The sequence below is a fragment of the Roseibium sp. RKSG952 genome (assembly GCF_009711355.1).
The window spans coordinates 24380-47497 of record NZ_SMMF01000939.1 but is presented as its reverse complement, the minus strand read 5'-3'; the positions used below and the strand labels follow the sequence as shown (position 1 = coordinate 47497).

At 59.1% G+C, this 23118-nt stretch carries 17 protein-coding genes and 1 tRNA gene; 11 read left to right on the top strand and 7 right to left on the bottom strand.

Annotation, left to right across the window (positions count from 1 at the left end):
• The first annotated feature begins 55 nt into the window (after window positions 1-55).
• Together E1297_RS27730 and E1297_RS27725 are read left to right on the top strand one after the other, a co-directional pair.
• Window positions 56-751 (top strand): CoA transferase subunit A, encoded by a 696-nt coding sequence (locus E1297_RS27730; RefSeq protein WP_155143956.1) that lies wholly within the window; start codon window positions 56-58, stop codon window positions 749-751.
• A gap of 21 nt (window positions 752-772) precedes the next feature.
• Entirely contained in the window at window positions 773-1402 is a 630-nt protein-coding gene (locus E1297_RS27725) for a CoA transferase subunit B (protein ID WP_155143955.1), read from the top strand.
• Window positions 1403-1481: 79 nt separating this feature from the next.
• On the opposite strand, the gene E1297_RS27720 is transcribed toward E1297_RS27725, so the two are convergent.
• The 3 genes from E1297_RS27720 to E1297_RS27710 all read right to left on the bottom strand — a co-directional run bounded on the left by E1297_RS27720 (window position 1482) and on the right by E1297_RS27710 (window position 8696).
• Complete coding sequence (locus E1297_RS27720) at window positions 1482-2096, bottom strand: hypothetical protein (RefSeq protein WP_155143954.1); 615 nt, start codon at window positions 2094-2096, stop codon at window positions 1482-1484.
• Window positions 2097-2498: 402 nt separating this feature from the next.
• Complete coding sequence (gene ftsH, locus E1297_RS27715) at window positions 2499-4331, bottom strand: ATP-dependent zinc metalloprotease FtsH (protein WP_155143953.1); 1833 nt, start codon at window positions 4329-4331, stop codon at window positions 2499-2501.
• A gap of 192 nt (window positions 4332-4523) precedes the next feature.
• Window positions 4524-8696 carry an ATP-binding protein gene (locus E1297_RS27710; protein ID WP_209016027.1) on the bottom strand — a complete coding sequence of 1391 codons (4173 nt, stop codon included), beginning with the start codon at window positions 8694-8696 and terminating at the stop codon, window positions 4524-4526.
• A gap of 267 nt (window positions 8697-8963) precedes the next feature.
• Here E1297_RS27710 and E1297_RS27705 point away from each other — a divergent pair, with 267 nt between their 5' ends.
• From E1297_RS27705 to E1297_RS27680, 6 genes are all read left to right on the top strand, one after another.
• Window positions 8964-9350 carry a phasin gene (locus tag E1297_RS27705; RefSeq protein ID WP_155143952.1) on the top strand — a complete coding sequence of 129 codons (387 nt, stop codon included), beginning with the start codon at window positions 8964-8966 and terminating at the stop codon, window positions 9348-9350.
• Between the two features lie 255 nt (window positions 9351-9605).
• Window positions 9606-10124 carry a phasin gene (locus E1297_RS27700; RefSeq protein WP_155143951.1) on the top strand — a complete coding sequence of 173 codons (519 nt, stop codon included), beginning with the start codon at window positions 9606-9608 and terminating at the stop codon, window positions 10122-10124.
• A 180-nt stretch (window positions 10125-10304) separates the two neighbouring features.
• Window positions 10305-10381 (top strand) — tRNA-His (locus E1297_RS27695).
• Window positions 10382-10532: 151 nt separating this feature from the next.
• On the top strand, window positions 10533-11360 hold the full coding sequence (locus tag E1297_RS27690) for a sulfite exporter TauE/SafE family protein (protein WP_155143950.1): 828 nt from the start codon (window positions 10533-10535) through the stop codon (window positions 11358-11360).
• Between the two features lie 288 nt (window positions 11361-11648).
• Window positions 11649-12350 carry an AzlC family ABC transporter permease gene (locus E1297_RS27685; protein ID WP_155143948.1) on the top strand — a complete coding sequence of 234 codons (702 nt, stop codon included), beginning with the start codon at window positions 11649-11651 and terminating at the stop codon, window positions 12348-12350.
• Complete coding sequence (locus tag E1297_RS27680) at window positions 12343-12663, top strand: AzlD family protein (RefSeq protein ID WP_155143945.1); 321 nt, start codon at window positions 12343-12345, stop codon at window positions 12661-12663. The genes E1297_RS27685 and E1297_RS27680 overlap by 8 nt, the downstream gene beginning before the upstream one ends.
• Here the strand turns inward: E1297_RS27680 and E1297_RS27675 are convergent.
• Window positions 12651-14228: a bifunctional aminoglycoside phosphotransferase/ATP-binding protein gene (locus tag E1297_RS27675; RefSeq protein ID WP_155143942.1), complete on the bottom strand. Its 1578-nt coding sequence runs from the start codon at window positions 14226-14228 to the stop codon at window positions 12651-12653. The genes E1297_RS27680 and E1297_RS27675 overlap by 13 nt on opposite strands.
• A 141-nt stretch (window positions 14229-14369) precedes the next feature.
• On the opposite strand from E1297_RS27675, the gene E1297_RS27670 reads away from it, so the two are divergent.
• Together E1297_RS27670 and E1297_RS27665 are read left to right on the top strand one after the other, a co-directional pair.
• Window positions 14370-14750: a hypothetical protein gene (locus E1297_RS27670; RefSeq protein ID WP_368669703.1), complete on the top strand. Its 381-nt coding sequence runs from the start codon at window positions 14370-14372 to the stop codon at window positions 14748-14750.
• Between the two features lie 214 nt (window positions 14751-14964).
• Window positions 14965-16644 carry a thiamine pyrophosphate-binding protein gene (locus E1297_RS27665; RefSeq protein ID WP_196223420.1) on the top strand — a complete coding sequence of 560 codons (1680 nt, stop codon included), beginning with the start codon at window positions 14965-14967 and terminating at the stop codon, window positions 16642-16644.
• Window positions 16645-16649: 5 nt separating this feature from the next.
• On the opposite strand, the gene E1297_RS27660 is transcribed toward E1297_RS27665, so the two are convergent.
• The 3 genes from E1297_RS27660 to E1297_RS27650 form a co-directional block, all read right to left on the bottom strand.
• Window positions 16650-19367 carry a bifunctional acetate--CoA ligase family protein/GNAT family N-acetyltransferase gene (locus E1297_RS27660; protein WP_155143938.1) on the bottom strand — a complete coding sequence of 906 codons (2718 nt, stop codon included), beginning with the start codon at window positions 19365-19367 and terminating at the stop codon, window positions 16650-16652.
• Window positions 19368-19480: 113 nt separating this feature from the next.
• Window positions 19481-20311, bottom strand: coding sequence for a universal stress protein (locus E1297_RS27655; protein ID WP_155143937.1), 831 nt, complete (start codon window positions 20309-20311; stop codon window positions 19481-19483).
• Between the two features lie 166 nt (window positions 20312-20477).
• A complete protein-coding gene (locus tag E1297_RS27650; RefSeq protein ID WP_155143935.1) occupies window positions 20478-21632 on the bottom strand; it encodes an acyl-CoA dehydrogenase family protein in 1155 nt (384 codons plus the stop codon).
• A gap of 296 nt (window positions 21633-21928) precedes the next feature.
• On the opposite strand from E1297_RS27650, the gene E1297_RS27645 reads away from it, so the two are divergent.
• The gene (locus E1297_RS27645) at window positions 21929-22942 is read left to right on the top strand and encodes a C4-dicarboxylate TRAP transporter substrate-binding protein (RefSeq protein ID WP_155143933.1); all 1014 of its coding nucleotides are present in this window, start codon (window positions 21929-21931) and stop codon (window positions 22940-22942) included.
• Window positions 22943-23118: the final 176 nt, after the last annotated feature.

The following is a 23118-nucleotide window of genomic DNA, read 5'->3' as shown; positions in this document are numbered from 1 at the left end:
TCCCGGTAAGATCAATTGCAACTCACCGGCCACGGAAATCTTTCGGGAGTGACATATGAACAAGATTTATCCGGACGCAGCTGCTGCGCTGGACGGGCTGCCGTTTGACGGAATGACGATCATGGCAGGCGGATTCGGCCTGTGCGGTATCCCGGAAAACCTCATCACCGCGCTTCGCGATTCTGGCGCGAAAGACATCACGGCAATCTCCAACAACGCCGGTGTGGACGACTTTGGTCTCGGGCTTCTGCTGCAGACCCGGCAGATCAAGAAGATGGTGTCGTCCTATGTGGGCGAGAATGCCACCTTTGAAAAGCAGTATCTCAACGGTGAACTTGAGCTGGAGTTCAATCCGCAAGGAACGCTTTCGGAGCGTATCCGGGCCGGCGGCGCAGGCATTCCGGGTTTTTACACCAAGACCGGGGTCGGGACGCTGGTCGCGGAAGGCAAGGAGCACAAGGATTTCAACGGCGAGACCTATATTCTCGAGACCGGATTGGTTGCCGATATCTCGCTTGTGAAGGCCTGGAAAGCCGACAAGGAAGGCAACCTGATCTACCGGAAAACCGCGCGGAACTTCAATCCGATGATGGCAACGGCCGGAAAGGTGACGGTGGTCGAGGTTGAGGAAATCGTCGAGACTGGCACGCTGGACCCGGATCAGATCCATACGCCCGGCATTTTCGTGGACCGGATTGTCGGTGGGTCTTTTGAAAAGCGGATTGAAAAGCGCACCACGCGCGAGGCTTGAGACATCTGAAGGAGAGTTAACATGGCCTGGACACGCGATGAAATGGCCGCGCGCGCCGCACAGGAATTGCAGGACGGCTTTTACGTCAATCTCGGGATCGGAATTCCGACGCTGGTCTCCAATTACATTCCCGACGGCGTGCATGTGACGCTACAATCGGAAAACGGCATGCTTGGCATGGGACCGTTTCCGACCGATGACGAAGTTGATGCCGATCTGATCAATGCCGGCAAACAGACCATCACCGAATTGCCGCAAACGAGCTACTTCTCCTCTGCCGACAGCTTCGGCATGATCCGCGGCGGACATATCGACCTGTCGATCCTCGGTGCGATGGAAGTCTCCGAAAAAGGCGATCTCGCGAACTGGATGGTGCCGGGCAAGATGGTCAAGGGCATGGGCGGGGCGATGGACCTTGTGGCCGGTGTCAAGCGGGTGGTCGTGCTCATGAGCCACACGTCGAAGGCCGGGGAGTCGAAGCTCCTGAAGGAATGCACCCTGCCGCTGACCGGGGTCGCCTGCGTCGACCGGATTATCACCGACTACGGCGTTTTTGATGTCACTCCGGACGGATTGAAGATCGTCGAGCTGCCGCAGGGTGTCACCGCCGAGCAGGTAGCTGCGGTCACGGAAGCCAAGCTCGCCGCCTGATTCAGGTTGGAGTGCAAAGCCTTGTAAAAACCCGCCCGCGTGGCGGGTTTTTTGCCATTGCGGTCACAAACGTTCGGCTTTATTGGCGGCAGAGGTTTTTGACATCCTCCTGATAGCGGCTATTGAGTGTCTCAAGCAAATCCGGGTTCAGTCCTGATTTGCCACCAAATCGCAGCCACCCCTCAAAGGGCCTGATGACCAGTTTGCTGGTCAGCCGGCCTGCTTCGCGAGGCGTCATTTTCCATCGTTCCTGAAATGCAGCATTTGTTGCGCGTGCAACGCGGGTAATGGCAAGTGCGGGAGACCGATTGACCCGGATTGCCTCAAGCCCGGTGCAATCTGCTTCCGACAGACATCCGTCAAAAAACGTTCGCGCCAGATTTCGGGCTGGCGCCGAAAAAAAATCTTCATAAGCGACTATCCGGACCCGGCCGGGGAAATAGGTTTCAAGTATCCCGGCCACGTGCGTCCAGTTGATTGTGTCGTGAGACAGCTGACCAATGAAAGTGCCGATGGTCTCCGTTCCACCCTGGCGAATGTACTGGATATAAGAAGAGCGCAGAAAGCCGGCATAGTCCCGGATAAAAAAGACAATATCTGCCTCGATCGGACTGTCTTTCAGGAATGAGCTGAGCCGTTTGGCGCGGAATTCAAGATCCGGATAAAAAAGATCGCTATTGCGGTTGATAGGCATTCCGAAAGTGTTTTCGTGTGAGATCAAAACAGATGAACAACCGGTCTCGGTTGTTATTTCAAAAAAGCGATCCACCAGCTTTTCTTTGAGTTCATCAGGTTTTTTGTATACTTTTAACTGGGTAATGTAGCGATGAACCGGATCTATTTGTCCTTCAACGATCAAACGTTTCGGGCAGGTGAAACCGTTTCGGTTCAATAAGGTTTCGTTGTTATAGAACCACCGCTGGAGGCTTGTTGAACCGGTCTTTTGTGCGCCAGCATGAAAAACAACCTGCAAGTTTACTTCGCTCCAAAGTTGACTGACAGATCGACCGGTTGACACATTGCCACCTTTGCCCGGGGGCGTTCCAGTATGGAGTGCTCTGGACAACGGACTGCTGGTCGCGGCTGGTACCGAGGGTTATTGCGCCGCGTCAGCGGCCCGGCGTTCTGCAATTGGCCGTATCGGCGGGAAATCCGCGTCGGTCAGGGTTTCCTTCTTAAGGAGCAACTCGGCTCCGGTATCAAGATCCGAGCGGTGCTCGATCAGGATTTCCTTGGCGCGGGCGAAAGCTGTTTCAACCCGCTCCTTGATGGACAGGTCGATTTCGCGCCGGGTTTCCTCCGCGGCTTCGGTTGCATCCCCAACGGGTTGGCCAAGGAAATTTTGCCGTTGCACCGCGTAGACGCGGTTGCCGAGGTCGCCGTCCATACCGTAGCGGGTGATCATGTCCCGCGCGACTTCGGTCACTTTCTGCAAGTCATCGGAGGCACCGGTCGATATCTCGCCAAACACCACTTCCTCGGCGGCCCGGCCGCCCATCAGAACCGCCATGCGGTTGAGAAGGTCCTGCTTGGACAAAAGAAACCGGTCTTCCGTCGGACGCTGCATGGTGTAGCCAAGCGCTCCGATGCCACGGGGAATGATCGAGATCTTGTGCACCGGATCACAACCTTCCAGGTTTGCTGCCACAAGCGCATGTCCCATTTCATGGAAGGCCACAGTGCGCAGTTCCTTTTTCGACAGGACCCGGCTGCGCTTTTCAAGGCCGGCCACCACCCTTTCGATGGCCTCGTTGAAATCATGAAGGGTCACGTTGTCTGCATTGCGGCGTGTGGCAAGGAGGGCCGCTTCGTTTACGAGCGTGGCAAGATCCGCACCTGAAAAGCCCGCTGTCAGAGAGGCAACCTGTTCAAGGTCCGTGTCGGGGGACATCTTGATGGACCCGATATGCACTCTGAGGATCGCAAGACGTCCGGACTTGTCAGGCCGGTCGACCAGTACCTGCCGGTCAAAACGGCCAGCACGCAACAGGGCGGGATCGAGGATTTCAGGGCGGTTGGTCGCGCCAAGCAGGATGATACCGCTCGACGGATCGAAGCCGTCCAGTTCCGTCAGCAACTGGTTGAGTGTTTGTTCCTTCTCGTCGTTGGAGCCCATCGGTCCGGCCGTACGTGCTTTTCCAAGCGCATCCAGCTCGTCGATGAAGATGATGGCCGGAGCGGCTTTGCGGGCCTGTTCGAACAGGTCCCGGACCCGGGCTGCGCCGACGCCGACAAACATTTCGACAAACTCGGACCCGGAGATGGAAAAGAACGGTACACCGGCTTCCCCGGCCACAGCCCGGGCGAGAAGTGTCTTGCCCGTGCCCGGAGGGCCAACGAGCAGTATTCCTTTGGGCACATGCGCTCCGAGACGGCCATAGGCCTTCGGATTCTTGAGGAAGTCGACAATTTCCTGAAGTTCGCGCTTTGCTTCGTCGACACCGGCAACATCCTGAAACCGCGTCTTGACGCCGGTCTCGACATAGACCTTGGCCTTTGACTTGCCCACGGTCATCATGCCGCCCATTCCCATGCCCTGTTTTTCGGCAAACCGGCGAATGAAGAACGCCCACAGGCCGAACAGGATCAGGGCGGGCAGAACCCAGGACAGGAGGTCGGTCAAAAAGGTTGACTGAACAACGCCGGTATAGGTCACATCATATTTGGACAGCTCGCCCGCCAGATCCATGTTGACGCGCGTGGTGACGAAATACTGTTTGCCGTCCTTGAGCGGCTCCTTGAGTTTACCTTCGATCGTGTTTTGCCGAACCGAGACTTCGGCGATCTTTTTCTCCTGAAGGTACTGTTCGAATTCGCTGTAAGGGATCGGTTCAACTGTCTTGTAGGCGGCCCACCAGCTCTGGAACAAAAAGACCAGAACCAGCGCTGCCACCGCGTACCAAAGATTTATCTGGTGTTTTTTGTCCATCAAACAGCGTCCCGCATCCGATATACATCGCCGCAATTGAGGCTGTCTGCTACATGCTTGTCAATGCTCAAGGCATCAAAGCCATTCCGATACGGCATTTCGGAAGCGGTGCTTAATGGCCTTTACCGGCGGTATCGCCCCATTCGCAGCTACCGGCTATTCGACGCATCAGTCCCGGCCACGGGTGCTGTTTTAGTCTGACAGCACGCGTTGGGACGGAAATCCGATCTCCACGAGAGTACCCTGGTCCGGTGTGGAATCGATTCGAAAACTGGCGCGGTTGGCCTCGGCAAGGGCTTTCGTCAGTGGAAGGCCGAGTCCGGTTCCGCCTCCGGGGTGGGACGTATGGAGCTGACGAAACGGTTCCATGGCTGCGACAATTTCCTTGCCGGTCATGCCGGTCCCGGTGTCGCGCACCCTGAGTATGACGTCGCCCGTGTCTTCCAGAGAAGACGACACGATAACCTGACCACCGGCCCTGTTGAACTTGATGGCATTGGACAAAAGGTTCAACACGATCTGCCGCAGCGAGCGCGGGTCGGCGACAACGCTTGGCACGGCATCCGGCAGACTCGCGCGGATAATCACCCGGTCCCGGTTGGCTTGCGGCTGCATCAGGGCCACACACTCGCCGATCACATCGTTGGGCGATGTTGCGGCAAACCGCAGATCAAGTTTGCCCGCCTCGATCTTGGAGAGATCGAGAAGATCGTTGACCAGGCTCATGATATGCGCGCCGGACGTCTGGATATCCTTGACGTAGTCCCGGTACCGGTCGTTCCCGATCGGCCCGAACCGTTCCTCCATCATGACTTCCGAAAAACCGATGATGGCATTGAGCGGCGTCCGGACCTCGTGGCTGATCTTGGCCAGAAAGTCCGATTTCTGAGAGCTGGCGTTCTCCGCCTGCCGCTTTGCGTCCGTCAGTTCCTCTTCGGCGGTTTTCCATTGGGTGATGTCCCGCAGGACGGCACAGAATTTGAGATCGCCATGTCCGCTGACACGGCCGATGGTCATGAACAGCGGGACCAGACCGCCGCGCGAGACCTGGCCGAGCACCTCACGTCCGTCATTGAGGATACTTGCGACGCCGTTGCGTGACAGGCCGTCCAGATAGTCAGCCGCGGCGCGGTGGCTTTCGGGTGCAAGATAGGCTGTCAGGGAGGCACCGATCATGTTGGAACGATTGGCATTGAACAGGGCTTCGGCGGACCGGTTCACCCTTATGATCGTGCCTGTCTTGTCGAGCACCAGAACGCCGTCGGTGGCAGTCTCCAGGATCGTGTCCATCTCTGCGATCTGGTCGCGGGCCTGAGCCAGTTCTTTGGCTGTGTCGTTTGATCCGGGTTGGGGAACGCTTGCCTGTTGCGGTTGCGGGCGCTCCAGGATCGAGATCATCAGCCCGTGCCCGCCATTCCAGGGAACGGAATGCATGCGGGCATCGACGGCGCGCACGCCGCCATCGGCAAGGCGGATCTTGCGCAAGCCGTCCACGGTGCCCTCAAGCCCGGAAGCATCCGGCCAGTCCTCTTCTGCGTCGTCGACAAACAGAGCCTCCAGACCTCCGGCCTCGCTCAATGCGGCAAAATCGGAATATCCAAGCCGGTTCAGAAGCGTGTCATTGGCGTAAAGTATGTCCCGGTCGCGGGCGATGGCGATGCCGATCGGAAGCCGGTCAAGCAGAAGCGGGTCAACCGGGCCGGCGTCCTTGACCGGACGCGGGAGCAGTTTTTCCTCGTCGAAATCATCGTTGTCCGGGGCTTCAAAAACCGACAGGTCGCCTTCGAACCGGGCTCCGAGTGCTTCGGCAATCTTGCGGAACACGGCCAGTTCCGGCCGGGAGAGGGCGGATGTGTCGACTGGTACCAGCTCGGGACGTTGGGTTGCCTCTGCCGGCTCCGGCTGGTTTTCCTCCGGGACTTCCTCTGCCGCTTTTGCGGCAACGGGTGCGGGCTCAGGTGTCTCTCCGGCTTGCAAGGAAGGGATTTCACGGAAAGGGCCTGGCTCCAACGCCTGAACGGCTGTCGGCGTGGAGGGCAAGTCCAAGGCACTGGCCGCGTCAACAGGCGAGGGTACTGGATCATCTGTTCGGGTGTCAGGCTCTACCGGCCCAATTTGCAGACCTTCCGTTTGCACTTCCGGGGTTTCCGGTTTTTCGGAAGGCTTTGTTTCTGCAGATGCTTCCGTCGTGTCCGTCCTGGTCAGATCGTTCGTTAGATTGCTGGCACCGGCCGGATGGGGTTCGTCTTGCGGATCAGACGAAGAGGGGGACGCAAGTCTGGAGCGGTTTTCGTCATAAGCCTTGCTCAGGCTCCGCACGGCGGCTTCGATGTCTGCAGGATTGAAATCACTGGCGCTGTAGATCCCGGTCTCGGTCAGCTTGCGGACCGGTTTAACAGGCTCTGGTGTGTCTGCTCGCGGATTGGACGGAGCGGCAGCTGCCGATGCAGAGGGTACCGGGCCGGTCGTTTGAACGGACCGATCGGGGAACTCGCGGTTCCGGCTCTGGTCATCATTGGCCGGGACGGATGCCGCCTCTGATGTTCGCATGGCAAGGCGGTCGGGTGAAGGCGGCTTGGAGCCTGAAGGAAACTGCCTTTCCGGCTGCTTGGCTTTTGGCGCGGGAACAACCCGATGCGGCTTGTGTTCGCTTTTCCGGCCAAGTGCGCCAACGAGGGCGGCAGCCGTTGCTCCGATCGATATGTCGCGGATCTTCTTGCGTTTCCGGTCCGGTAGCCGGTCGATCATGACCGCTGGATCTTCCGTCTCGGCCGGAGTTGCCGCGCCGGGTTCCTCTGAAGTTTCGGCTGTAATCCCGGTTTGGCCGACGGCAGGTTGCGCGACCGGATTATCAGTCTGGGGAGAGATTTTTACAGGATGGATCTCGTCTTGCGGTATTTGTTTTGCGGCGGAGGCCACCGTCGCAGGTGCGGCTTCGCCGGCAATCCCGGTTTTTTCCGCATTCCCCAGAGCGGTGGCCGGCATGGTGGACTGTGCAGCGGCATCCGCAAGGTCCAGCAACGGGGACAATGCCTTTCCGTCTTCGGTGACCGCCTCGGCCGTCCGGCAAACACCAAATCCCCGGTATCCCTCGAATTTCCGCTCGCGATCAAATGCGGGAAGAGCGGCAAGATCAACGGGGACGCGTATGTCGCTGCCCGTCACCGGCCACATCACGGTTTTGCCGGACCACGTATCCCGGCGGTCGAGCGCATTTGCAATTGCGCCGTCAAAATCGAACCCGAACCGGCCGACAACCTGGGTCCAGGTTAGTCCAATCACATCGGCAGATGCAGGACCCAACGTCTCCACGAATTCGCTTGAAAGAAAAACAAACTTTTGATTGAGATCCATCTTCCAGGCGAACCGGACCTGCCGTGTGTTTGGCTGGAAGGAAAAAGTGCCGTCTTCCGTGGATGATGTCTTCGGGATTGCCGAATTGTTGTCGCTTGTGCTGTAGTCCATACGTCTTTCTTCAAACGAGACGTTTTGTGCGGCGGCCGGCAATTCACCGGAAAATCTCCCGCCAGAGGAAGGTTGATGGGGCTTTTCTGTTTTCTTATCAGGGGGAGGGCTGCCGTCCGCCTCTGAAACCCCGACGGCTTCCGATATTTGGGGGGGCGGGTCAACCTTGTTTGCGAAAGATGTGTGCGCAAACCGATTGTCATCGGCGGTTTCCGGTTCATCGGCCTGCAACCACAGCCGTGGCGGTTGGCTGGCTGAAGCGGAGGTTTGCGCCGGCGACACGGGTGTGTTGTCAACCACACCAAGTGCTGTGCCGTCCGGCAGTGGAACCTCGATCCGGAAATGGGTTTCACCGTTGAGCGTCAGGCGGCGTTTTTCCGAAGCCGTGAGCTCGGCGGTTTGCAGCAAATCCGCTTTCAAGACACCTGCTGCGGCGCGAATGCGGTTGTTCGCATCGCACAGGTAAGCGCTGTGAGTGTGCCCGGACACAAAGGCGAGGAACGCATCCGCAGGCGCAACGTCAAGCGCGAGGCTGCTATCGGCGGCGACAATCAGTGCAGCATCGCGGCCACCGTCGAGTTGCAGGCGTTGGCACTCGCAGGTGAGCACCATGACCTGCAAGCCCCGGTGGAATCGCAGCCGGTCCAGTGACATCCTGTCGACCGATCCGGTTTGGGCGATGCGTGCAATTTGGGATTGCGCCGGTGAGCGCGCGGAAGAGGCATGCTGTGCAAGGTCCGAAGCTGCGTTAATGGAAAAGAATTGTGCGCCCGCCGCATTTGCCCAAAGGACCCCGGATCCGTCGGCAGACCAAAGCCAGGCAGCGCGTTTGTCATCGATCAGACCTGCGAGGACTGGCATCGCGCTGAGGTCCAGGAAGGTCTTGAGATCAATGGTCACGGGGTTCCTCCAGCTGGTGTCTTGCTATGGCGCCGTCCGGTCCTGAAGGGCCTATGCGGCCCATGTAGTAAAGGCTCAGTAAATACCGCCAAACTGATCCAGCGTCCACGGGCTTTGATAGTGCTAAGGCGGCTAGATGAAAGTGTAGTTAATTCGGAAAGGTTCGTTTGAAGCGGCTATTGTTGCGTGTTACGACTTTCCCGGGAGGCCAGGGGCCATGCGTGCCGGGCCTTGCCGATGTGGCACGAGTTGTAAGGAACAGGACACATGGCGACTGACAAGAATGGTTTCGAGATTCCCGACCAAATGCGTGATCTCGCTGAAAAAAGCGTGGACCAGGCCCGGAAGGCGTTCGACGATTTCATGAACGTGACCCACAAGGCGGTTTCCACTGCAGAAGATTCCGCCAATGCAATGCAGAGCGGGGCAACGGATGTGAACCGCAAGGCTCTTTCCTTTGCGGAAGAGCATATGGACGCGGCTTTCAAATTCGCGCAACAGATGGTTCAGGCGAAAAACTTGGAAGAAATGATGAGCGTGCAGCAGGACTACGTGCGCACTCAGATGGAATCGCTTGGAGAGCAGGCCCGAGACCTGTCGGAAACGGCCACCAAGGCAGCTCAGGATGCGGCAAAGGTCGTCAAGCCGAAATAGGCATGATCAACGCTACTGGCGGAGGAGCATTCGCCAGTTCGCGCTCTTCCGGTGCCGATCCGGGGTGGTTCCGGAGCCTTGACGGCATTCCCGGAACTCCGGGGCTGTTTCTTATTGTGCAGTGCAAAAAAATGTTGCAATGCAGCAGGTGATGACTTACGTTACTGACTGCGGATGACGACATGGCTCGGCAGAGATTTACCTGCGAGTTGGAATTGCATTGATGATCGCATCCGGCATGAAGGAGATGAGATCATGAGCGAGACGACAACCACGACCACTACCAAGCCGGCAGCCAAGCCGCGGACCGCCAAGGCGACCACCAAGACCGCCGCTGCTGGTTTCCCGGACTTCGAGGCCTTTGCAATGCCGAAGGTGGAAATCCCGACGGCTTTCCGCGAAGCAACCGAAAAGGGCATCGAGCAGGCGCGTGAAGCCTATTCCAAGGTGAAGTCCGCCGCTGAAGACGCGAGCGACCTGATGGAAGACACGTTTGAGACCTCCCGTCAGGGAATGGTTGACTTCAACCACAAGGCTGTCGATGCGGCGCGTGCCAATGTCGATGCAACGTTCGCGTTCATCAAGGACATGATGGCGGCCAAGACCCTTGCCGAAGCGATCGAATTGCAGTCCACTTTCACCCGCACGCAATTCGACACGCTCAGCTCGCAAGCCAAGGAAATGCAGGAAATCGCGACCAAGTTCGGCACCGATGTGACGGCACCGATGAAGGATGCGATGGAAAAATCCTTCAAGGATTTGAAAGCCGCTTAAGGCTATGACCGGTTTCCGGCCGGTATTTGCCCCGTCGCCACTTGCGGCGGGGTTGTTTTTTGCAGTGGACGTTTCAAAAAAATGTTTTTTCACGGCCTTGCCGGTCAATCGAAACGGCGTTAGAAGACGGCCTTGCAACGCGGGGCAAACACGCTTATGTTCCGCGGCACTTCGATATAGGCAGACGTAGCTCAGTTGGTTAGAGCGTCGGATTGTGGCTCCGAAGGTCGGTGGTTCGAATCCACTCGTCTGTACCATCTTTATTTTCCCGACATTGCTGATTGTTTGACCGCTATTAAGGTGGATGCGGGAAAGCGCGCCCAGCCCTTTGGTGGGGAGGCTTTCTCTCTGGCGTGTCCGGGATTTGCCGGTAAGGTGCCCTGATGCAGTTCTCAGGGAGGAACCGGTTTGGAAGACTTGAGCTTTTTGTCCTTGGGCTTGCTGGCCCTGGCTCTCGTGGCGACGGGGGTCGTTGCCGGGATCGTGGCCGGTTTGCTCGGGGTTGGCGGCGGTATCGTTATCGTGCCGGTCCTCTACTACATGTTCACCGCCCTGAAGATCGACCCCTCGGTTCTGATGCATGTGGCGGTGGGCACTTCACTTGCCACCATCCTTGCAACCGGAACATCGTCGGCACGCGCGCATTGGAAGCGCGGCAGCGTCGATATGGATCTCCTGAAAACGTGGTGGTGGGCGATTGCCATCGGGGTGATTGCCGGAGCATCGCTTGCAGGCAATCTGTCAAGCGGTGCGTTGACGGCCGTCTTTGCCGTCGTGGCTCTGGTTGTTGCCGCGAACATGCTGTTCCGGAAGGAGGGCGCCGCGCTTGCGCAAAAGTTGCCCGGGTCTCCGTTCAAGGAGATTATCGGCGCGCTGATCGGCGGGATTTCCGTCATGATGGGGATCGGCGGGGGAACCCTCGGTGTTCCGGCGCTGACCCTGTTCAACTACCCGATCCGGGAGGCTGTCGGAACATCGGCTGCGATCGGACTTATCATCGCTGTACCCGGCACATTCCTGTCAGTCTATTTCGGCTGGGGGGCTGCCGGTCTGCCGCCATTCTCGCTCGGCTATGTCAACCTGATCGGTTTCCTGCTGATCATCCCGGCCTCGACCCTGTCGGCACCGCTGGGTGCCAGGATTGCGCACACGATTGATCCGTCGAAACTGAAGCTGGTTTTTGCCCTTTTCCTCGGGATTACAGGCGTGCGCATGCTTTACGGTGTCTTCTTTTGAGCGAGCGTACAGAGCGGATAGCGACCCAGCCGCGGCGCGTGGCGCCCTTGACAATCAATCCATTATGTCAAAACCGTGCGGAAGCCTTCAAAGGCACAAAACGCCCTTGAAGGCCTTCCCCGAGAAATGGCGCTTGAGTTTGAACAGCCTGTATCGAGGTGCACTTGGCCCCTGAACTCACCGATCGATCAACGGGACAGAACAATTCCATGAAGATGTTTCGTTGGTCGTAATGCCGGTTTGCAGTCATGATCCGTATCGATTTCGACCCGATACCCAACAGGGATCATGACCCAAAAAACTGTTCATTTCACCACCCAGGGCTGCTGGCGCGGTGCGGCCATGTGTCTGCCCGGACTTCCCGGCACTGTGGTCTTCGGCGCGGTTTTCGGAACCGTTGCGTCCCAAAACGGGCTCACCTTTCTGGAAACCGTTCTGATCAACTCGTTTGTCTTTGCCGGTGCGTCGCAATTCGTGGCGATGGAAGTCTACCGTGATCCCGTCACCATAAGCGTTGTTCTGGCCATGGCCGGTGTCGTTGCGGCCGTCAACATGCGCATGCTCTTGATCGGGGCCAGCCTCAGGCCCTGGCTCGGCCAGCTTCCGGCCCGGCAGACATATCCGTCCCTGTTCTTTCTGACCGACCTGAACTGGCTGATCTCGATCCGGGAATATGATGCCGGGGAACGGGACTGGGGGATCTATCTTGGCAGTGGCCTGTTCATGTGGTCGGTTTGGTCGCTGGCGGTCGTACCCGGCTACTTTCTGGGCAGCCTTGTGTCCGATCCGCGCGCCTGGGGGCTGGATGTGGTGCTGCCTGCCTTCTTTGTGGCGCTTCTCGTGCCGCTTTGGAAAGGAAAACGCCAGACCCTCAGCTGGGGCGTGGCCGGTCTCGTGTCGCTTGCGACCTGGCAGATCTTTGGCGGGCATTGGGGCATTGTGACCGGTGCCGTCGCAGGGGCAGCAGCTGGAGCCTATCTTGATGACTGACCCGCTCTTTTCTGCCGACATGGTCTTTGTTCTGGCCGTTGTTGCCATGACAGCGGTCACCTATGCCATGCGGGCAGGTGGCTACTGGATCATGGGCCGGGTTCCGCTGAGGGATCGCGGCCGCCGGGCGCTTGAGGCCCTTCCGGGGGCGATTATCGTCTCGACCATCCTGCCGATTGCGGCAAAGGGCGGGGTGGCCGTTCTGTTTGCACTTGGCGTCTCCGCTGCCGTGATGGCCTCCCTGCGCAAGGAATATGCGGCGGTCTTGTGTGCCATTCTGGCTGCGGCCGCATTCCGCGCTTATGGGGCTTGAAGGATGCCGCATTTCCGGAGTGCCGCACTGGCTGCTGCCAGTGTGCGCTCCCGGTCCTGTGCGGCATTGATCACGGTCCAGCTGATCATGCCGAGATCATAGTCCAGTTGCTTTTTGACGATTTCACCTGTTGCGTCGGATGCGTCCGATGCCCGTGTGTCCACGCGGCTGACCATCACGTCTTCCGGGGCGCTCAGCCAGAGGCCGCAAAAACCGGCCCCGGCCCGGCCCGCGATCACTTCGCAGCGCGCCCGTTCGTCTTCCCTGGCAAAGACACCGTCGAGAATGACGGAATGACCGGCCGAAAGGAGCGCGTGGGCCTGGGTTTCCAGCGCCGCATAGACTGCATCTGAAGCTGCTTGCGTGTAGGCGGATGCCGGAGCCCTCTCAGCCTCGGCCAGTCCAAGTCCGGCCTTGCGCTCGACATCGGTGCGCAAGACACGGGCACCCGGAGCTGCGCCGGTACGGGGCCCGAGACCGTAGGCAAGCGTGGTCTTTCCGGTGCCGGACAGACCGCCAATGCACACGAGTTCCGGCTCGCCCGGTTCCAGAAACGCCTGCGCCAGATCGAAGTATTTTCTCGCCTGCTGTTCCTGCTCTGCCTTGCGGGCGGGATCGGTCTGGTTTCCCGCAGCACTCGCGGCAATCTTGGAACGGATTGCGGCGCGCATCATCAGGTAGAAGGGCAGGGCGGCAAGACCTTCCGGATCTTCCGGGCGGTGGGTTGTGTCCAGATAGCGATTGAACACCAGATTGGCGCAGGCGGGCTGACCCCGTTCCCACAGATCCATCAGCAGGAACGCCAGATCATAAAGCACATCGCCGGTCGCGATCGCGTCGGAAAACTCGACGGCATCGAACAGGATCGGCTTGCCGCCGATCAGAACGATGTTCCGCAGATGGGCGTCCCCGTGGCACAGGCGAATGAGGCCGGCTTGGCCGCGCTGCCGTATCAGGGGAGAAATTTCAGCGAGCACACGACGGGCATCACTGGTCAGCTTTTTGACAATGCCAGCGTCAAAGAGATGAGGAAACCCGAGAAACGCTTCGTCATTCTGCTTAATGTAATCAGCGAGGTCTTCCAGAAAGCCGCCGGCATCCCGGACAGATGCCTTTAAATGTGCGTCCGCCATCATGGCGGCCAGATCCTGGCCAAGGTCATTGGAAAAAGGGCCTCTGTCCGCCAGCTCATCGAGTTCCTCGCGGTGGTCGAACCGGTTCATGACCACGACCCATTCCACAGGCGTACCATTGCCGCTCAACGCGAGGCTGCCATCGCTTTCCAGCGTTACGGGGAGGGCCTCGCGATAGATCATCGGTGCTTGTGGCGCATTGTAGATGATCTCCCGCTTGCAGGCGTTTTCGCGCAGGGCAAGGGTCGAATAGTCGAGAAACGGGAAGGCAACCGGGCGCTTCACCTTGTAGGCGCGTTTGCCGTTGAGGATCACCGTATTGGCATGGGTGTTGATCCTCTCCATATTTTTGGTGACCCCCTCCGCCGACGGCAGGTCTGCCAGGAATGTCAAAACCTCTTCCTGCGAAATGGCCGGATGGCTGACGGTCATATGGACTCCTTTGCATGCCACGGACTGACGTTGCGGTTTCTGCTGCTTGCAGCTGCAGTGTCATTTCTATTGATATTCGTCAATGAGCAAATCGTTGGCTGTGGCAAGGTCACAAAGACAATCGAATGATGGAGAAGCGTTGTGAGCGACTACCCGGCATTGAAAAAGATCAGGCTGAACCTGGCGCGGACGAAAGACTATCCGAACGGGTCGGCACATCATGGCTATGAGTTTACCGCGCCGCTGGACGAGACGGGCCATATCGATGCCGGTATGTGGAAGACCGAACGCGACCATTGCCGCGTCCGCAGGTTCTGGGGCGATGAAGCCGAGGAGGTCGGTCATTTGGTGCATCGGCCGGGCGGATCCTGGGCATTCCGGTACGATGTCGACGGCGACGATGATGACGAGGCGGGCTACCGGTTTGGAGCGCATGCCTTCAATCCGGGGGAGTATGTCTCCATCAAGGATGAGGACGGCGACCTGCATACGTTCCAGGTGGTGACGGTCCAATCGATCTGAGCATTTGAGCACCATTAAAAAAGGCGTCTGGCCGGAGCATCGCTCCGGCCATTTTCGTATGCGCCCGCGTTCCGGTCCGGAATGACCTCATTGCCAAAAGGCCGAAGCCTTCGGCTGCCGCGGGTACCCATTCTCGGCTATAACGAACCGGAATATCGATGGTTTTGACCTTGCACTTTATGCAGGGGCGATTTTCCGGGCGAAGGGATCAGGAATGGCTGGAATGAAGATCAAACCAAAGACCGGTGGCCAGCTGTTGGTGGACGCGCTTGAAGTGCATGGGGCGGACCGGGTCTTTTGCGTGCCCGGTGAGAGTTATCTGGCTGTTCTTGACGCCCTTCATGATGCCGATGTTCCGGTAACCGTTTGCCGCCAGGAGGGCGGTGCGGCGATGATGGCCGAAACTCATGGCAAGCTGACCGGGCGCCCGGGGATCTGCATGGTGACGCGCGGCCCCGGTGCCACCAATGCCGCTGCCGGTGTTCATGTGGCAGCGCAGGATTCAACCCCGATGATCCTGTTTATCGGTCAGATCGAGCGCGGGATGCGCGAACGCGAGGCGTTTCAGGAAGTCGATTACCGCCAGATGTTCGGCGGCATGGCGAAATGGGTGGCCGAGATCGACCATGCGGACCGTGTTCCGGAATTCATCTCGCGGGCCTATCACGCGGCAACCTCCGGCCGGCCCGGGCCGGTCGTGCTGGCCCTGCCCGAAGACATGCTGGTGGAGGTGGCGGCGGTGCCGCAACCGGCCCCCTGGTCCCAGATTGAAACCCAGCCCGGCCTCAATGTGATGGCGGACCTGCAAAAGAGGCTTTGGGCTGCCAGTCGGCCGATTGCCATTCTTGGTGGCAGCCGCTGGTCGGAAGAGGCTGTGGCCGCCTTTACCCGGTTTGCCGAGCGGTTCGAGCTGCCGGTGGCGTGTTCCTTCCGCCGCCAGATGCTGTTTGACAATCTGCATCCGAACTATGCCGGGGATGTCGGGATCGCCATCAATCCGAAACTGGCCGACCGAATCAGGAATTCAGACTTGGTCCTTCTGGTCGGCGGCCGCTTGTCGGAGATGCCAAGCCAGTCCTATTCCTTGCTGAAAATCCCCGAGCCCGATCAGCCATTGGTCCACGTGCATCCCGATGCGGAAGAGCTCGGCCGGGTATACAGGCCCTCGCTTGCGATCCATGCCAGCCCGACCGCCTTTTGCAAGGCAGCCGAAGGACTTCAGCCACCGCGCGAACTCAAATCCGCCGGTGTCGCGGCCAAAGCGCATGCAGACTATCTGGAATGGTCCGGTACGCGTCCGCAAACTCCGGGACATTTGCAGATGGCCGGTGTGATGGACTGGATCGAGGCGAGTTTGCCTGATGACACTATCTTCACCAATGGCGCGGGGAATTACGCCACCTGGCTGCACCGCTTTCACCGCTTCCGCAAGTATGCAACCCAGGCGGCTCCAACGTCGGGCTCCATGGGATACGGTCTGCCGGCTGCCGTTGCCGCAAAGCTGGCATTCCCCGACCGTACGGTGGTGTGTTTTGCCGGTGACGGATGCGTGCAGATGACCATGCAGGAGTTTGGCACTGCCTGTCAGGAGGGGGCCGCAATCATGCTTCTGGTCATCGACAATGGCTTGTTCGGGACGATCCGGATGCATCAGGAGAAGATCTATCCCGGCCGCGTGTCTGCGACAAATCTGGTCAATCCGGACTTTGCCATGCTTGCCCGGTCCTACGGAGCACATGCGGAGACGATTGAAACCACGGAGGACTTCGGACCGGCTTTCGAACGTGCGCAGCGATCCGGCAAGCCTGCGCTCTTGCACTTGATACTCGATCCGGAAGCGATCACGCCGTCTGCCTCCCTGAGCCAGATCAGATCGGCGGCGGAAGCTCGGTAACGAGGCTAGGCGTCGTCTTCGGGAAGATCGGCAACATTAAGCGTGACCTCGGCAATTCCGGGGTCATCCCCGGAGGTGCTGACCGAAAACCCGAGTGCCTGACACATGGACAGCATCGAGGTGTTTTCCTTCAGCACTTCTCCCTTGACTGTTGAAATGCCATCGGCCGTGGCATAGCGGATGATCAGTTTCATCAGCGCCCAACCCAGGCCGTGGCCCTTGAGGTCTGATCGCACCATGACCGCATATTCTCCGGTCTGGTGATCCGGGTCCGCGTGCAGCCGGACCACGCCTTCCAGACTGCCGGTTTCCGGGTCAAGTGCCGCAAAGGCCATCGCCCTTGCATAATCCAGCTGGGTGAGGCGGGCGAGAAACCGGTGGCTGAAGTCCCGGACCGGCGCAAAGAACCTGAGCCGCAGGTCTTCCGTCGCAACATGTTCGAAAAATGTCCGGAACAGGTCTTCGTCATCCGGACGCACGGGCCGGACAAACACGGACTTGCCGTTCTTCAAGCAAAGCGTCTGTTCCCACTCCTTGGGATAGGGGGCAATGGCCAGACGCGACTTGCCTGCGCGGCCGGGATGTTCCGTCGGCCGCCCGAGGGTCATGCGCGCATCCAGACCCAGAATGCCGGATTGCCGCGCGATGATCGGATTGATATCGAGTTCGATGATTTCCGGGATATCGATTGCGATCTGCGACAATTTTACGAGTGCCAGCGCCAGCGCATCCCGATCCAGCTGCGGGCGGGTGCTGCCGCCATCGAGCAGCTTGGCGATCCGGGTCCGGTTGATGAGAGCATGGGCGAGGTTCAGATCGAGCGGCGGCAACTCGATAGAGATGTCCGCGCTGTCCTCAACAGACGTTCCGCCATGGCCGAACACGATGACCGGACCGAACAACGGTGTGTCGGCCAGCCCCATGAACAGTTCCAGTCCATGGCGGTCCTCCAGCATCGGATGGATGCTGACCCCGGCGATCTCGGCATGGGGAAAGATGCGGCGGGTTTGGGAAATCAGTTCTTCGGCCGAAGCTGCGACGCCTGCTGGGCTTTCAATCCCGAGCCGCACGCCGTCGATCCGCGACTTGAACGGCAGGTCCGGCGAGATCAGCTTGACCACGGCGTGCCGGGCGGACTTGAAGAAGCTCTCTGAAAGACTGGCCGCTTCTAAGGGCGTCTTCGCCAGACGGGTCGCGATGACCGGAATGTGGTAGGCGGACAGGATCGCGGAGACGTCATCCGGCGCCAGCCAGGTCTGTCCGGCGGACAGGGCGCGCTCGACGATGCGGCGCGCCCCGGTGCTGTCGGGCACAAAATCCGCGGGCAGGCTTGGGGGTGCGGCCATCAGAAAGTCACGCGAGCGTGCGTCCTGGGCGATATGCATCATGCTGCGCACCGCTCCGGCCGGGCTCCGGAACGAGGGCACCTTGGCTGCGTCGAGATGCTCGCGCAGGCTTGAACTCGCGCCAATCAGTCCGGCGACAAGGGCTTTCTTGCGGCCGCTGCGTTTCTTGTCGGCCTCGGCGGCATCCGCGATGGCTTGCGCAGTGGTTTCAATCGGTGTGAACAGGCTCGGTGCCTGAAGAACCAGAACGCCGTCGACGGCCAGATCTCCCAGCAGGATGCCGATGGCTGCTTTCAGATCCTCGCGAGGGACGTGCTCCGACAAGATGACCGGCGCGGCGTCGGTGACATTTACGCCCCTCCGCACCAGGGGCTGCAGCGCCTTTAGCGTGTCATCTGACAGGCTTGCGAGCCGTCCCCCCATGTCGAGCAGACGGTCGGTCGCGAGGCTGGCGAGGCTCCGCCCGTTCGCGACGACCGCGAATGCCTCGCTTTTAGGGATACGGATACGGGACAGGGTTTCCACCGCCTCGAACATCTCGTCGAAGTCGTCGACCCGCATCAGCCCGGTGCGACGGAAGACGGCCTCATAGACCGCATCCGGGTCCGCCAGCCGGCCTGCATGGGTCCGGCCCGTTCCGACGATGTCCCGGCTTCTTCCGGATCTGATGACGATCACCGGCTTGCTGCGGGCAGCGGCACGCGCTGCGGACAGAAATTTTCGCGGCGTGGAAATGCCTTCCAGATGCAGCAGGATGGCGCGGGTCCGGTGGTCCTGGGCAAAATAGTCGATCAGGTCGCCAACATCCGCATCTGTGCGGGCGCCGAGCGAGACGGCGGCGGAAAAGCCGACCTGGTGCCGTTCGGCCCAGGTGAGGGTGGCATTCAGGACGGCACTGGAGCGGGCAATCAGCGCGATGTCGCCCTTGATCGGCGGGCGCGCGGAGGTGAGTACGTTGAGACCGGTCGCCGGGACAGCCATGCCGAGGCTCCCCGGTCCGATCAGCCTGAGACTGGTCGGGCGTCCGGCCTCCCGGCAGGCCTGAAGCAGGTCTTCCGGCCAGTGCGCAAAGCCCGGAGACCAAAGCAGGACCGCCCGCGTTCCAGCCTTTGCCAGCCGCGCAATGGTTTTAGGGATCGACTTCTTGGGCCCGAGGCAAATGGCGAGATCCGGAGCGATTGGCAGCGCCTTGATCGAAGACACTTTCTTGAACCGTTCCGAGCGTGTCGGCAGATCGATGGTGAAAATCGGAAAGGACGCCGGGTTGCTTTCCAGCACCTCAAGCAGTTTTGCTGTCGCCTCCGCCGGGTGACGGGGAGGACCGATCACGGCAAGGGAGGTTGGGGCAAAAAAGCCCTCGAGGTTTCGGATCGTCAAGACGCCGCCTCACGGTGTTGGTACCATAGAACAGGACCGGGGTGAAAACTGTTGCGCATGCCGGCCCTCCCATATGCCGCCATGCGCCTTTCGAATGGGACTGGCCAAGCGCCCTAGTGGGCCATCAGCACCGGCACTGTCATTGAAGACAGGATTTCACGGGTTGCGCCGCCAAACAGGAACTCCCGCATGCGGCTGTGGCCATACCCGCCCATCACCACAAGATCATTGCCATTGTCGGAAACGTAGTTCAGGACCGTGTCGGCGATGGCAGTTTGCGGATTGGTGACCACATCGATTGTGACATCCATGTTGTGGCGGGCGAGATAGGTGGCAATGTCCGCGCCCGGTTGTCCGTCGCTCGGTTCGTTCTTCTGGATGACAAGCACGGTCACCTTGTCGGCGCGCTCCAGTATCGGCAGCGCCGCATGGATCGCCTTTGTCGCGGTCGAACTGCCGTCCCATCCGACCAGAACATGCTTGGGCTGGTAATCCTTGACGCCGATATAGGGGATCAGCAGGACCGGGACGCCGCTCTCGAACAGAACGGTTTCGATGAGCAGTTCCCGCATGGGTTCGGGACTGTCCGGATTGACCTGGCCGATCACCACCAGATCGGTCGGGCGGCAATGCTGCATGACACCGGCCAGCGGGCCGCCGGTCAGGATCTCGGCAATGCGGCTTTCGGATTTGGTGCCTGCAAGACGGGCAAGTTCATCGAATTGCTTTTGACAGTCCTTGGCCGCGTTGACGGCCTGTTCATGGGCGGCTTCCAGATAGTCGACCGGCATGGGGGCCGCGGCAAAGGCGGGGACAACAGGTTCAAACGCAATGGCCAGACCGGTCACATGCGCATCGAAGTGGCGTCCAAGTTCCAGGGCGTATTTCGCGGCCGCCTGGGATCCGGCCAGATCAACGACTGTCAGAATATCTTTGAAAGGCATAGACTTACCTCCTTGCAGGGAACTCTCCGTCGCGTCCCTTGATGCCAACCTGTGACAGGACGTTAGGCTTGGCAAGAGGTTTCAGCCTTGACCGGGATCAAACGGCGCGAACGGAGTGGGCTGCAAGGCCGCATTGCGCCTTGCAGTAGGTGCTGCGGCGGTCAGTTCAGACCGCCTTCATGGTTTCGCGCGCAATGATCAGACGCTGAATTTCAGAGGTGCCCTCGTAAATCGTCGTGATGCGCGCGTCGCGGGCGTACCGCTCCAGGGGATAGTCCCTGATGTAGCCTGCCCCGCCGTGAAGCTGCAGCGCCGTATAGGTCGCGCGTTGTGCGGCCTCGGAAGCAAACAGCTTTGCCATTGACGCGGCCTTGGAAAAGGGCTGCCCGGCGTCCTTGAGCGTTGCCGCCTGGAGAATCAGAAGCCGGGCTGCTTCGAGATCAGTCTCCCGGTCGGCAATCATCCACTGAATGCCCTGCATGTCGGCAAGCGGGCGCCCGAACTGTTCGCGTTCCTTGACATACTGTTTGGCGGTTTCCATGGCCTGATTGGCAATCCCGAGCGCGAGCGAGGCGACACCGATGCGCCCGCCCGCAAGCTCTCCGACCGCCACCCGGAAGCCGTCGTTTTCAGCGCCCATCATGGCTGTTGCCGGAATGCGGCAGTCCTCGAACACGACCTCGTTGGTGGCAGATCCCGTCTGGCCCATCTTCTTTTCCGCCTTGGAGATGATCAGCCCCGGTGTGTCCGCTTCGACCAGAAAACACGAAATCCCCTTGCCCTTGGGCGCATCCGGATCGGTCACGGCCCACACAACAAAGACACCCGCATATTCGGCGGAGGAAATATAGAGTTTCGTACCGTTCAGGACATAGTGGTTTCCATCCTTGACCGCGCGGGTTTTCATGGCCGATGGATCGGACCCGGCCCCTGCTTCCGTCAGGCAGAAAGCGCCTGCCGGATAGGTGCCATCGCTGAGTTTGGGCAGATAGGCGGCCTTTTGCTCATCCGACCCCACCGCCTGGATCACTTCCCCGACCATGTTGGTGACGGAAACGGTAACGGTCGTTGAGGCGCAACCACGGGCAAGTGCTTCGATGGCAAGCGCGAAACTCACGGTCCCGGCTTCCGTTCCGCCATACCTGGCCGCAAGGTTGAGCCCCATGAAGCCGTTTTCAGCCAGGGTCTTCAGGTTGGCCAGCAGGGTGTCGCGGCCTTCGCCATGATCAAGCGCTTCGGCGTTCGGCTCCAGCAGGTCTTTGGACAGCTTGCGCGCGGTTGCCTGTATCAGCTGATGTTCTTCACTTGGAAAAAAATCCATGGGTGTTTCCAGTCCTTCGGATATTTTTCCCGGAAGGTAATGCGGTCCGTCTGCGTTTGTCCAACATTGTTTCAATTCTTAAAATAATTCATGCTCTTTTGAGTAATGTGGGTTGATTATATTTTTTATCGTCAGGCTACCTCTGGGGTATTTTTGTGTGAGGTGTCCGTTTTTTGTTGCTTCCTTAGTTCTGTGGGCGGCATGCTGTCAAAAATCGACTTAATCAAGGCAAACCGTAACTGGTGACTGTGCCATTCGGTTTCGGATTCGGTGGCTTTGAAACTGGGAGGATTTGCATGCGGATCACAGATACGGTTGCGGCTGTGACGACTGTTACTCTCGGACTTGTATTCGTTGCAGAGACATTTGCCGCCGAAGTTACCTGGAACGCATCCCTGTGGGGCAATCGCCGCGCCTTGACCGAAAATGTCGAAAAGCTTGCCGAGGAGGTGTCCAAACGAACCAACGGCGAGTTTGTGATCAATCTGAATTACGGTGAAGTGCTCTCGAAGGCGCGGGAGAACCTTGACGGGATATCTATCGGGGCATTTGAACTGGCTCAGGTCTGTGTGTCCTATCATGCCGACAAGACGCCATCCCTGACAGTTCTTGAATTGCCGTTTCTCGGTATTTCCGGACTTGAAGAGAGAGTTGAAGTATCAAATGCGCTCTATGGGCATCCGGCCGTGCAAAAGGATCTGGCCCGCTGGAATGCGAAACCGCTGATGCCCTCGCCGATACCCCAGTCTGTTTTTGCCGGAAAGGGGGATCCGCCCGGCGGCATTTCTGATCTTGACGGCATGCGCGTACGTGCCGTTGGCGGTCATGCCCGGATGATGGAAACAGCTGGAGCCATTCCGACGTCTGTCACCGCTCCCGAGGTTTATCAGGCATTCGATAGCGGTTTGGTCGAGGCTGTTGCCTTTCCACCTTATGCACACTTGTCCTACAAGACTATTGAGATTGCCGATTGGTGGATCAGCAACCTCAATTTTGGCACAAGTCCCTGCCCGCTGGTCGTCAATATTGATGCTTACGAAGCACTACCGGACGAATACCGCCAGGCTCTGGATGACTCGGTCGGTCCGGCGCTCGACCACTATTTGGCGGTGCACGAGGCGTTTTACGACCAGTGGTGGCCGGAACTTGACAGACGTGGCATTGTCCAGGTCGAATTCTCTGATGATGAGGTTGCAGTGTTCAAGGAGAGGGCCGTTCCAATTCGAAACGCCTGGATCAAGGAGCAGACCTCCAAAGGCTTGCCGGCACAGGACCTCCTTGATTTTGTCAATACGACCGTCAGAAACTGATTTACTGTTCTTGACCAAAAAGACGTTGGCAGCTCCTTCCGGTATCGTAAGGGAAGTGCCGCTTGCGGGCTGCACTTATGGCGGTCGGTGTTTCTCCGGAAGGAAGCGCGGTTTGGCCATGCGAGTGTGTTGCTGCGGCAAATCGGGCAAATCCTGAGGCTGATCTGAATTGTCAC